This is a genomic window from Acetobacter pasteurianus subsp. pasteurianus LMG 1262 = NBRC 106471, from assembly GCF_000285275.1.
Classification (GTDB): Bacteria; Pseudomonadota; Alphaproteobacteria; order Acetobacterales; family Acetobacteraceae; genus Acetobacter; species Acetobacter pasteurianus.
In genome coordinates this window covers 1-11111 of the sequence record NZ_CADO01000035.1, presented here as the reverse complement: position 1 = coordinate 11111, position 11111 = coordinate 1, and the positions used below count along the sequence as shown (strand labels likewise).

General features: G+C 56.6%; 10 protein-coding genes and 1 pseudogene. 1 reads left to right on the top strand and 10 read right to left on the bottom strand.

Annotated features, from left to right (window positions below; genetic code table 11):
- Positions 1 to 50: 50 nt before the first annotated feature.
- Positions 51 to 476 (top strand): annotated as a pseudogene (locus APA10_RS08370) (SDR family NAD(P)-dependent oxidoreductase); the annotation flags it as partial.
- A 40-nt stretch (positions 477 to 516) separates the two neighbouring features.
- On the opposite strand, the gene APA10_RS08365 reads toward APA10_RS08370, so the two are convergent.
- The 10 genes from APA10_RS08365 to APA10_RS08320 all read right to left on the bottom strand — a co-directional run bounded on the left by APA10_RS08365 (position 517) and on the right by APA10_RS08320 (position 10877).
- The gene (locus APA10_RS08365) at positions 517 to 2289 is read right to left on the bottom strand and encodes an AMP-binding protein (RefSeq protein ID WP_003630847.1); all 1773 of its coding nucleotides are present in this window, start codon (positions 2287 to 2289) and stop codon (positions 517 to 519) included.
- A 14-nt stretch (positions 2290 to 2303) separates the two neighbouring features.
- Positions 2304 to 3551 (bottom strand): MSMEG_0569 family flavin-dependent oxidoreductase, encoded by a 1248-nt coding sequence (locus APA10_RS08360; RefSeq protein ID WP_035366434.1) that lies wholly within the window; start codon positions 3549 to 3551, stop codon positions 2304 to 2306.
- A gap of 16 nt (positions 3552 to 3567) precedes the next feature.
- Positions 3568 to 3855 carry an MSMEG_0570 family nitrogen starvation response protein gene (locus APA10_RS08355; protein ID WP_020936672.1) on the bottom strand — a complete coding sequence of 96 codons (288 nt, stop codon included), beginning with the start codon at positions 3853 to 3855 and terminating at the stop codon, positions 3568 to 3570.
- On the bottom strand, positions 3843 to 5021 hold the full coding sequence (locus APA10_RS08350; RefSeq protein WP_003630849.1) for an MSMEG_0565 family glycosyltransferase: 1179 nt from the start codon (positions 5019 to 5021) through the stop codon (positions 3843 to 3845). Before APA10_RS08350 ends, APA10_RS08355 begins: the two co-directional genes overlap by 13 nt.
- Positions 5018 to 5989 (bottom strand): sll0787 family AIR synthase-like protein, encoded by a 972-nt coding sequence (locus APA10_RS08345; RefSeq protein WP_003630850.1) that lies wholly within the window; start codon positions 5987 to 5989, stop codon positions 5018 to 5020. Before APA10_RS08345 ends, APA10_RS08350 begins: the two co-directional genes overlap by 4 nt.
- Complete coding sequence (locus tag APA10_RS08340) at positions 5986 to 6549, bottom strand: MSMEG_0567/Sll0786 family nitrogen starvation N-acetyltransferase (RefSeq protein WP_035366436.1); 564 nt, start codon at positions 6547 to 6549, stop codon at positions 5986 to 5988. Before APA10_RS08340 ends, APA10_RS08345 begins: the two co-directional genes overlap by 4 nt.
- Positions 6546 to 7655 (bottom strand): MSMEG_0568 family radical SAM protein, encoded by a 1110-nt coding sequence (locus tag APA10_RS08335; RefSeq protein ID WP_003630852.1) that lies wholly within the window; start codon positions 7653 to 7655, stop codon positions 6546 to 6548. The genes APA10_RS08340 and APA10_RS08335 overlap by 4 nt, the downstream gene beginning before the upstream one ends.
- Positions 7652 to 8626, bottom strand: a complete 975-nt coding sequence (locus tag APA10_RS08330; protein WP_035366437.1) for a Nit6803 family nitrilase — start codon at positions 8624 to 8626, stop codon at positions 7652 to 7654. Before APA10_RS08330 ends, APA10_RS08335 begins: the two co-directional genes overlap by 4 nt.
- Before the next feature lie 24 nt (positions 8627 to 8650).
- On the bottom strand, positions 8651 to 9133 hold the full coding sequence (locus APA10_RS08325; protein WP_003630856.1) for an MSMEG_0572/Sll0783 family nitrogen starvation response protein: 483 nt from the start codon (positions 9131 to 9133) through the stop codon (positions 8651 to 8653).
- Between the two features lie 340 nt (positions 9134 to 9473).
- Positions 9474 to 10877 carry an aminotransferase-like domain-containing protein gene (locus APA10_RS08320; RefSeq protein WP_003630858.1) on the bottom strand — a complete coding sequence of 468 codons (1404 nt, stop codon included), beginning with the start codon at positions 10875 to 10877 and terminating at the stop codon, positions 9474 to 9476.
- Positions 10878 to 11111 lie beyond the last annotated feature (234 nt).

Here is an 11111-nt window from a genome sequence, read left to right as displayed (position 1 = left end):
TTTTTCATAATCTAACCCGATGTACAACCCTTCTGTGAGATTTCCGCGTCGATGCTGCCTACCGCATACATGCCAAGGGTCCATTTTTCCTGACGCAGACACTTTTGCCGCTGATCGCGAACGGTGGCCGGATCGTGAACATCTCATCTGGACTGACACGCTTTGCCTATCCTGGCTGGATTGCGTACGCTGCTATGAAAGGCGCCGTGGAAGTCATGACGCATTACATGGCCAAGGAACTCGGACCGCGCCGCATTGCTGTTAACACAGTAGCGCCAGGTGCAATTCAGACAGATTTCTCAGGAGGTATGGTACGCGATAACCCCGAGATTGCTCACCACATCGCGGAAGTAACCGCGCTTGGACGTCCAGGACTGCCAGACGATATCGGCCCCATGATCGCATCGCTGCTCTCCGAGGACAATCGCTGGGTGAATGCACAACGGATTGAAGTCTCCGGTGGTCAGGCCATCTAAGATCTGGTCGCCCCTTACACAGAAGGCCATGTTGGTACCATTAGGACACCAGCAAGCGTTTTCGCGTAATTTTTCCGGATACGGTGGTTGGCAATCGCCCGACGAAGCGGACTTCTTTCAGACCAACCCAACGCCCGAGGACCTCGTTGATCCGCGCAACGATTTCCTCGGAAGAAGGCATACATTCCGCCTCGGAATCAGGAACGACATAAGCGATAGGTCGCTGCCCTCTCAGTTCATCTGGAATTGCGACCACGGCACACGCGTGAACGGCAGGATGGGTGGCGATGATCTTTTCGATCTGCACGCCGGAAATCCGCCTTCCTGCAACCTTGATGACATCATCGGAACGTCCGAGCATATGAACTGCACGGTTGGCCTGAATCATGCCTTCATCGAAGGTGCGGTAATACCTGCGCGTTTCATCAAGATAAGCGGACGGAACACGGATAGCCCCATTCTTCCATATTCCAGCGAGACACCCAGGCGGTAACGGCAGCGAAAGAACGACCTCCCCGCACTGCTCACCGGGTATGGAGGGCACGATGGCCGGACGAAATCCCGGCGCAGGCCGCCCGATGTCATTCATGAGAGAAACTGGCTCACGTTCGGGTAGACCGAAGAAATGCGCGGTGATGCTCCATCCCGTTTCCGTTTGCCACCAGTGATTGACCACAGGTGTGCGAAAGTAGGATCGAGCCCACTCCAGCAACGTCGGATCCGCATACTCTCCAGCTACGAAAACACGGGCAAGAGCGGGCAGGATCACCTCTGACAGATGACGGCTCTCCTGTCGCATGAGACGCATCTGAGTGGGCGTGGTAAACAGGCATTTCACTCCATGCTCATGACAGAGCGTGCGAATGGCGGAAGTAGATGCACCGCCTTCGACGATTACGCTGGTACAGCCGCTGATCAGCGGCGCATAAACACCATAGGAATGACCAACAACCCAGCCAAGGTCCGATGTAGTAAAGAAGGTATCACCGGGTTCGCAGCCGTAGATCACGTCCATGGACAAGGCGAGAGCCACAGCATGGCCGCCATTATCACGCACAATGCCTTTTGCGTGCCCCGTCGTGCCAGATGTGTGAAGAATATAGAGTGGATCTTCGGAGCGTAGCACGACGGGCTCTACAGGCGCGGACTGTTCCAGCGTATGGAAATCATGATCCCGCAATGGCATCAATGATGTCCGACATGCTGCGCGTTGCACAATCACGCAAGCCTGTGGCCGGTACGCTGCCAAAGCAAGTGCATCATTCAGAGCAGGGGCAGACGGAATGGGCGTCTGTCCCTGAAAGCTGCAACTGGCAATGATAATGACTTTCGGAGCCACATCATCAATCCGTCGTGCCAACTCCGGTCCGGCATAACCGGCAAAAACCACAACATGCACAGCCCCTATCCGCGCACATGCCAACATAGCTATGGCTGTCTCGATCATGGTCGGCATGGCAATCAGAACGCGGTCGCCTTTCTCCACTCCGAGCAGGCGTAGGCCGCCGGCAAATCCGGCCACCCTGTCCTGCAGTTCGCGATAGGTCACGACCTGCTGTTCCTTGGTGGCGCAAGAATGCCAGATCAACGCTACCTGCTCACCGCGACCATTCTCCACATGCCGGTCTACGGCATTGTGGCAGGTATTGAGCGTGCCGTCAGGGAACCAGTCATGCCAACCGTCTGTTCGCTCCCGGCAGGCCATCGCAGGCTCCTGCTTCCATGTGATACGCTGCGCCGCACTGAGCCAGAATTCCTCTGGCTGGTTCAGTGCCGCATCATACATCGCTTCATAAGTTGTCCATGGAAGCATGGCGCATACTCCGATCAGGCTATGGGCACGTCTTTGCCGGTGATCTGGCTGGCCAGCCACGCAGCATCACGGGAAATGCCGGAAAACCGCCCGGAGCCCCATGTATGCAGCCATGGCAGACCAAGAAAATAAAAGCCCGGCGCATCCGTCACGCCCCGATGCCAGACCGGCTTGTTAGCACCGTTGAAGACGGGCACATCGATCCAGCGGTAGTTCGGACGGAAGCCGATGCACCAGACGATCGATGTGATTCCAGCGGCCTTCAGATCGAGCGGCGTGTTGCTTCCATCAGGTTGCCAGACAGGTACGTAAGGCGCTTCCGTCGGTGCATTGATGTTTTCGCGAGCAATATAGGCATCAATGGATTTCTTGATGTCTGCATTGGTCTTGTCCGCATCGTCGAGATGTTGCTTTAGATCTGGAAGAAAATGCGCAACCTCATCACGGATTGTCTCAAGCGTACCATGCAATCCTACCCCTTCTTTTGCAAAAAGACGCAGATCAAGGTCATGCCCCCCATTGCGGCCGGTGACATAATGGTTGGTCTTATCCCGCGCCCCTTCCCGTAAGGGGTGATTATCCACCGTCAAATCATAGAAGTGCATATCCGCCAGCCAGTCCACAACGTCACGGCCACGGTAAAAGCGTGAGACACGCGGGGCGGAGCCGACACACAGATGGACCTTGCGTTTTTCAAGGAACAGGTCCTCGACGATCTGTGCACCGGACTGACCGCTGCCCACGACCAGGACAGCCCCTTCAGGCAACTGGGCCGCATTGCGGTAATCCTGCGAGTGAACCTGAAAGATTGATGGATCGATAGCACTCGCATATCCGGGGATCACCGCATCCTGGTACGCTCCCGAGGCGATGACCACATGCTTTGTGTGCCAGGTCTCACCGCCCGCCACCACACGATAGCCACCGGCCTCATGACGTGTGATGGAGGTGACGGCTGTGTGTTCACGCAGCGGGGGATTGAACGAGTTAACAAAGCCTTTGACGTATTCAATGATTTCCTGCTTCACCATGAAGCCGTGTGGATCTTTTCCCTTGTATGGGTGGCCGGGAAGTTCACATTGCCAATTCGGTGTGACCAGGCAGAAGTTGTCCCAGCGCTCATCGTCCCATGAGTGACAGGCGGTCTTGGATTCAAAAACGATATGATCCACTTTTTCGCGACAGAGATACCAGCTCAGGGAGAGCCCAGCCTGTCCGCCGCCCACGATGATAACAGGAATGCTTTTTTCGTTCTGTGTCATGGTCGTTCTTTTCGTCTCAGTATCTGAAAGACAGGACGCGCACCTGCGCATCGGGTCGATTAAGGAAAGGAGCACTACTCTGCTGAATGACGTGCAGCTGGCCAAGGGCGCGACTGCACGGAAAGCCGTAACGGGCACGAACCCGTTCGCTCGCCTGGGTCAGAGCCGTGTCCGCCTTTTCAAGAAACTCCCGGACCGGATAATCCTGACCGGGTGTGAAGTGGTCCCTTATGACCAGCGATGGGGAGTAACAGTCGGTCTCGTTCCCATCGGGCCAACGCACGCGAAAGGTCATTTCGGGCATGGTGACAAAACTCCTGAAGCCGGGACGTCAGCGTGCTGCAATGCTGCGAGACGCCGATATGCGGGGAGATGCCGACTGGCGACGCTGTCCCAGTCGAAACGGCGGGCTGTTGCAGGGCCGCTGAGCCGGAAATGGTCACGGCTTTCGACGCGCAGGGCGTCGCGCAACGCTATGAACAAGGTGTCGGGGTGCGCCGGTTGGCACCACAGCGCATCTGTTGCCGAAAAATGTTCCGTGAAAGGTGGTGCGGCTGGCACCACCACGGGGATTCCACAAGCCAGGGCTTCCAGAGGGCACAGTCCGAACCCCTCGGTTACGGATGGATAGGCCAACACGTCCGCCTGCCGGTAGAATGAAGGCATGTCTTCATCCGCAACTGGCCCGGTGATGGTGACATGATCGGCCGCACCGCTTTCGCGCAGACGCGCCATGAATCGGGTGCGGTAGGCAGAATGATCCAGCAGCGAGGCCCCGCCTGCCACAATCAGATGCACATCAGGCTGTTCGCGACGAAGGGCCAGAAATGCGTCGAGCAAGTGCAGCGTGTTCTTGCGCTGCTCGATCCCGCCCACGGACAGGATCAGGTGCTGACCGGCAGGCAGATGATACCGCGCTCGCAACGCGGCATCGTGCGCGGTTGCTACGGGCGAAAAGTGCACGGGATCAACCCCATTGCCCACGACCGGAGCTTCGCGGTCATGGCCGTTGCGGAGGACATCTTCCCACATTGTGCTGACGGTAAACAGTTCGGCCGCCGCCCTGATCCCCCGTTCCTGCCGCGCGGCAAGGACCGGGTGCGTGAAATGGTCAAGATGGTGGACCGTGCGGGCAAAGCCCGGTATCCGCCCTTCCTGCACCAGATCGGCCAAAGCATTGGCGCTGATCGGATCCTGCGCATGCAGCACGTCAAAATGCTGTCCGCGCAATGCGTCTCTGATTTCGCCAATACGACGCTCCACCAGTGTCGGCAGATCAGGTACAGACGCGGCTGGGATGCACCAGGTTGCGCAACGGGGTTTGCGGAAGAAACCCGATCCTGTCACGTCCGGTGCGATCAGCGTTGCGTCGTGGCCCGCGTCACACAGAGTTTCCGCTAGCGCCATGCCGTGCACCACGCCGCCACGCGGATTGGTCGAATGGGTCAGAATGCCAATGGACAGACTCATGGCGCAAATCCCATGAGTGAGGACCGGGCGAGATCCCAGAAGGTTTCTTTCTCGTCCGCCCATATGACATCCAGCCGCTGCGTGCTCTCACACCGCCCGATGACAGAAGCAGTAATGCCACGTCCACGAAACCGGGCCATGATCGCGTGGGCATCTTCGGGACGCGCTGTCAGCAGGTATCCGTAGCTTGGGAATGCAGACAGCCAGCGCTCCATCGGAGCATCCTCAGGCCGTGGAATGTCATCGAGCATAATGGTCATGCCGATGCCTGAACATTCGGCCAGCATGAGAGCGGTCCCCAGCAGACCGGCCATGCTGATGTCCTTGGCAGCACGACTCAGGCCATCTTCGGCAATAGTGGGCAGAAGTTCGATGTCCCCACGCAACCGGGCCGCTCCCTCTGTGCCGCACAGCCCGGAACTGGCATCCCAGAACGGATGCGGATCGTGCCAGCGACCGCGCAGATCAATGGCTGCGATCAGCACCTCGCCCGGTTGGGCGTCGAAGCTGGTTAGCAGATGACGGGCACGACCAAGGATTGCCACTGAGAGCGAATTATGGGTACTGCGCATGTTGGTGTGTCCACCAACAACCGGCACACCGTAGGTGTTCGCACCGTCATGGAGACCCGTCAGGATGGACGCGGCCGCCTCGGACGTATCGCTCCACAACGCATCCACCACCGCCACGGGACGGCCGCCCATCGCAGCGATGTCGCTGACATTGACCATCGCGCCGCAATACCCGGCAAACCACGGCATTGAGCGGACAAAGCTGTCCTGAAAGCCCTCGCTGGCCAGCAGGAGATAGCCATCGCCATCCGGGATCGCGGCGCAGTCATCCCCAAGACGGATAGCTTTGGCACCTGTCCCTAAAATCGCGCTAACTTCTGCAATATCCTGCTTAGCCGCAAGAGAGCGCCCCATACGAAGCGTGCGCAGGAGTGTGGTGAGCTCATGTGCCATCATGCCACCTGTCGTATCCGGGGTTGCGGACGCAGCAGCCAGGTCTGATCGAGACCGTGCGCCGGATAGCGTGACAGATCAGCCTCCATGTCGTGATGCGGCAGGCCATGCAGCGTAATGACGCCGAGACTTTTCCAGTGCAGGCGACGGAAAAACAGCACATTCTGTTCCTGCACCTGGGCCAAAAACCGTGTAGCCCCCAGACCGTGTGCCGTACTGACGGCCATGCGGATGAGTTCCGCCCCGATCCGCCCCAGCTTGCGGTGATCAGCATGCACGGCCAACCGGGAACCGCGCCACACACCGGGCTCTGCTTCGTGAATGCGCACTGCTCCCACGATCCGGTCCGGCATCCCCGCCATGCAGCAGGCGGCAATGATGGGAATGGCGCCCTCATCAATCGCGTCGCGGTCATCCTCTGCAAAAACATGCTGTTCACTGCAGAACACTTCACGGCGGAGCGCATGATAACCGGCACGCTCCCATGGCGTGCGGGCAAGGCGCACAACATATTCCGTCGGAATGAACGGCCGATCTTCCATGCCTTCGAGGATCGTGCTCATTGTTCGTACGCCGAAAGCGAGGAACAGGCGCCACAACGTCCACACCCGGCCCGGATATCGGTGGATTTCATGTTCGCTTCCCGGAGCATCCGCCCAAGCGGTGCCAGCACGGATTTCATAAACTCGGCTGAAGGCGGGACATGATTTTCCAGTGGGGTGCCGGAAATGGGCACAAACGGCACCACGAAGGGATAGACCCCGAGCGCAATCAGACGCTCGGCGAGAGCAAGAATGTCCTCGGGGCTGTCGCCAAGACCGGCCAGAATGTAGGTATTGACCTGCCCACGACCGAAGATCGGCACGGCGCTGGCGAAAGCGTCCATGTAGCGATCGACGCTGACCGTGGCCTTGCCCGGCATGATCTTCTCACGCACTGCCTGCGTGGCAGCTTCGAGATGCATACCCAGACTATCGGCTCCGGCTTCCCGCAAACGCTGGAACCAGCCGTGATCACGTGGCGGCTCGCACTGAACCTGAAGCGGCAGATCCACCGCCGCCTTGATGGCACGCGCTGACTCCGCCAGCACGGCAGCACCCCGATCAACCACATTGGGCGTGCCGGTCGTCAGCACCATGTCGCGCACGCCGTCCAGTTCCACAGCAGCTTTGGCAACTTCGGCAAGCTGCGCCGGTGTCTTGTAAGCGATCGTCCGGTCCGCCTCCAGCGATTGGCCAATGGCGCAAAACTGGCAGGATGTGCGCCGGTCGGCATAGCGGATGCAGGTCTGGTGCACCGTGGTCGCCAGCGTGTCACGGCCATGCAGTAGCGCGATCTTCCAGTAGGGAATACCGTCTGCCGTGCTCAGCCCGTAAAAGCGCGGGGCAGCCGGGAAATGGATCGTACCTACTGCCCGCCCATCGCATAGCAGCATGCTCGTCCCGTGCTGGTCTGGCGGGCTGGCCTGAAACGGTGAATGCTGCGCGCCAGACGTATAGACCGGAACCATGACGGTCTGGCCCGCAATGGTGATCGTCTTGTGATCCGAAGGACCAGCGCCTCCCTTGCGGGCAATGCCGCCAGTCTGCTCGCCGATCTGCAGTCCGAAGGACTGGAGATCGGTAACGAGCTTGCGACCAGAAAGTGTACCGAGCGTCGGAATGGTCATGACGCAGCCTCATCTGTAGATGTGGAAACCGGATCGGCTTCACCAACGTAATGAACGGTACGGGCAGGCCGCCGATCCTGAAGCAGACTAAGCAGTTCAGGCCGTGCATAATGCCCTACAGAGTCCATCATCCGTTTGCGCTTGGTGATAAGAGCGAAATCAAGATCGGCAATCACCATCCCCTCACCTTCCGTCAAAGGCGGGGCCAGAAGCTTACCTTCGGGAGAGACGATGGCGGTAAAGCAGCCTCCTCGCAGCGGCCCTTCAAGTGCAGGGTCTCGCGCAATATCCTTGATCTGATCTTCCGTCAGCCAACCCGTGGCATTCACGACGAAACAGCCGGATTCCAGAGCGTGATGACGGATGGTGACTTCCATCTGATCGGCGAAGATCTGCCCCACCAGTGAACCGGGAAACTGGGCGCAGTGGATTTCTTCATGCTGGGTCATCAGCGCGTAGCGCGCCAAGGGATTGTAATGCTCCCAGCAGGCCAATGCCCCGATGCGGCCAGCTGCACTTTCCACCACTTTGAGCCCTGACCCGTCACCCTGCCCCCAGACCATGCGCTCATGATAAGTTGGGGTGATCTTGCGACGCTTGAGAAGGATCTCACCTGTCGCGTCGAAGACGATCTGCGTGTTATAGAGTGTGCCAAAATCCCGCTCATTCACGCCCAGCACGACGACCATGCCGGTATCACGTGCGGTTTCGGCAACCATGTCCGTCACCGGACCAGGAATGATGACGGCGCGTTCATAAAGTTCCAGATGTTCGCCGCCGAAACGGAAAGCTGGCTGGATGAACGAGAAATAGGGGTAATAGGGCACGAAGGTTTCAGGAAAGACCGCCAGCTTCACACCTTTTTCGGCGGCTTCACGGATGGCCTGACAGACTTTCCGGGCTGTCCCCAAACCGTCATCGCCGAGGACGGGACTGATCTGGATGGCAGCAGCGCGAACGATACGTGACATGGCTTGCGGTCCTTCCTTTGGCCTTTAGAGAGTCCAGGTATTGAGGATGCAAGCGTTGTCACGACGCGCAAGGAGGATAATGTCGAGCACGTCTTGCGGATTGATCGGCGTGATGCCTGGGATCAGGTTCTGCTCACCGTATCCGTAGAGCGCCTGAAGCGCGAAACGGCAGGCATAGACTTTGCCGCCTTCTTCAATAATTTTTGCAATCTGCTTGTTGCAGTTCATGTGCCCAGGAAAGGCTTCATCACCCAGACGTGGGAAACCGCGCTGCACGCCAAGAGTAACACCTGGTCCGTACAGCAGAACTGATGTTTCAAAGCCTTTGCGGATCAGACGTGTGGCCTGAAGCAGATTTACAAACCCAACCGAACCTTCATTGGCGACGGTATGAAAAGTAATAAGAGCTTTTTCGCCTGGTTTGGCTTTGACGTCTTCAAAAACCTTGTTTTCATAATTAACGAAGCAATCACCATCCTGATATGGTGCATGTTCGACTTTTGGCATGATATCTCTCCCGTGTGATGCGATCTCCAGCCAGAAACCGGAACTGACCGCTGTGCCGAAGTGAACGTGACACGAGATAACCAAATGACAAAATATTGTATGCACTTAGAAATAAGTACAAATAAAACAAGTTTAACAGTTTATTGCCTTACAAAGGCATACAGAAACATACAAAAATAATATTCAAGACATACAATTCCAAATGACGCTCGTAACTATCTGTTTTATCGTTATTTTTTAATCACGCATTCGTGAATGATGCACTTTTTTGTTTTTCGGACATTCAGGCGAGACTCAACGAAATCAAATGAGTCCGTTGAGTCCCAAACCCAAAACCATGTCATACAATATCGGCGAAACCGGGAGAACGCTTATGCTGAAGAACGGACACCACACCATTTAAAGATTCTTCAAGACTTGCTGCATCTGGTGCGCTGCCAAGCGCGATACGCGCGCGCTGTGGTGGCTCACCGCTGATTGTAAAAACTGTGCTGGGGACCAGAGCAAGACCACGTCGGCGTGCATAAGCGACAAAGTCCGCACTGCCCCACCAGTCAGGCAATTTCAGCCAGACATGTGGACCGTTCGGATTCATGCAGTGTCCTTCCCCTAGAACCTTTCGCGCAATGGATTGCCGCAGACGAAGTTCTTTGCGGATGGCATGAAGAATCGTTTCCGCTTGTCCCGTTTGCATCCACCGCGCAGTAAGCGCGCTCAATAAACCTGCATTTGTCAGAGCGATCGCCCGAATGGCAGCTGTCACACGCCGGGTCATATCTGCATTCGGCAAGGCGACGTAGGCTGTGCGCAGGCCTGGGCTCAATGTTTTGGCAAGCGTAGCAATATAACTGACCCGACTATGATCCAGAGCTGCCAACGCTGGCAGTGGCTCATCCGTCAACAGGCTGTAAGGATCGTCTTCGGCAATGTGCACATGATGACGCTGCGCCACTGCTAGAATATCCTTGCGCCTTTGCAGTGACATTGTCGCTGTAGTCGGATTATGAATGGTAGGAATACAGTAGAGTAGTCGTGGATGATGTTGCGAACACACTCGGTCTAGCTGATCTGGCATCATGCCTTCAGCATCACTGTCTACACCAACCAGAATAAGATCAAATTGCGCTGCAATGGTTCGGATCCCTGGGTAGGCAACACGGTCCGTTACAATCACGTCTCCTGGTTGGGTATGCGTGCTGACGATTGCTGCTAATGCGCTTTGCGCACCGGGAGAAACCAGAACTTCTTCTATGCGCCGCTGACCGATAACAGGTGCTATCCATTTTACGCCAAGCTGACGCTCCTCAATCGTGCCCCCAGTTACCCTGTAGGACATGAGACTATTCAAATCCTGTTGCTTCAAGATAGCGGAGATATCACTCTGAATAATACGCTGGAGCGGTGGATCCTGAGGAATAGGCGGCAGATTCATGGTAAGATCAACCACCGCAGGTCCGGTATGGCGCCAATGGCTTTCACCGGCACCGACGCGCACAAAGGTTCCCCGCCCTACGGTTGCATCAATGAGACCACGACGCCTTGCCTCGGTAAATGCACGCGTTACAGTTGTCAGGTTGGTACCAAGATAATCTGCAATCGTTCTTTGCGGGGGAAGTTTATCCCCTTCCCGCAAATCACCTCTCCGGATGGAAAGAGCCAAGGCATCAGCAAGTGTCAGGTAAATGGCATTCGGGCTTTGACTGATTTCTTCTTTCCAGTGTGCCAGATAAGGATAGGCTGACATGCGTGGCGGCTTCCATATATTCGACAAGATTGTATTGCACTACATCCCATACAATCCATGCAATGGATAGCGCAGCCGCTTATTTGTAAGAACAATTGTCTCCACATTACTACGATTTAACTCATGACATTGTGCACAACACGCAAGTTCAGACTTTATTGCCTTGTGGCAAATCTGTTTTAGGTCCTGTTAGGGCTTGATCCGGTCTGCTGCGGCAGCGATGTGGATGACCGC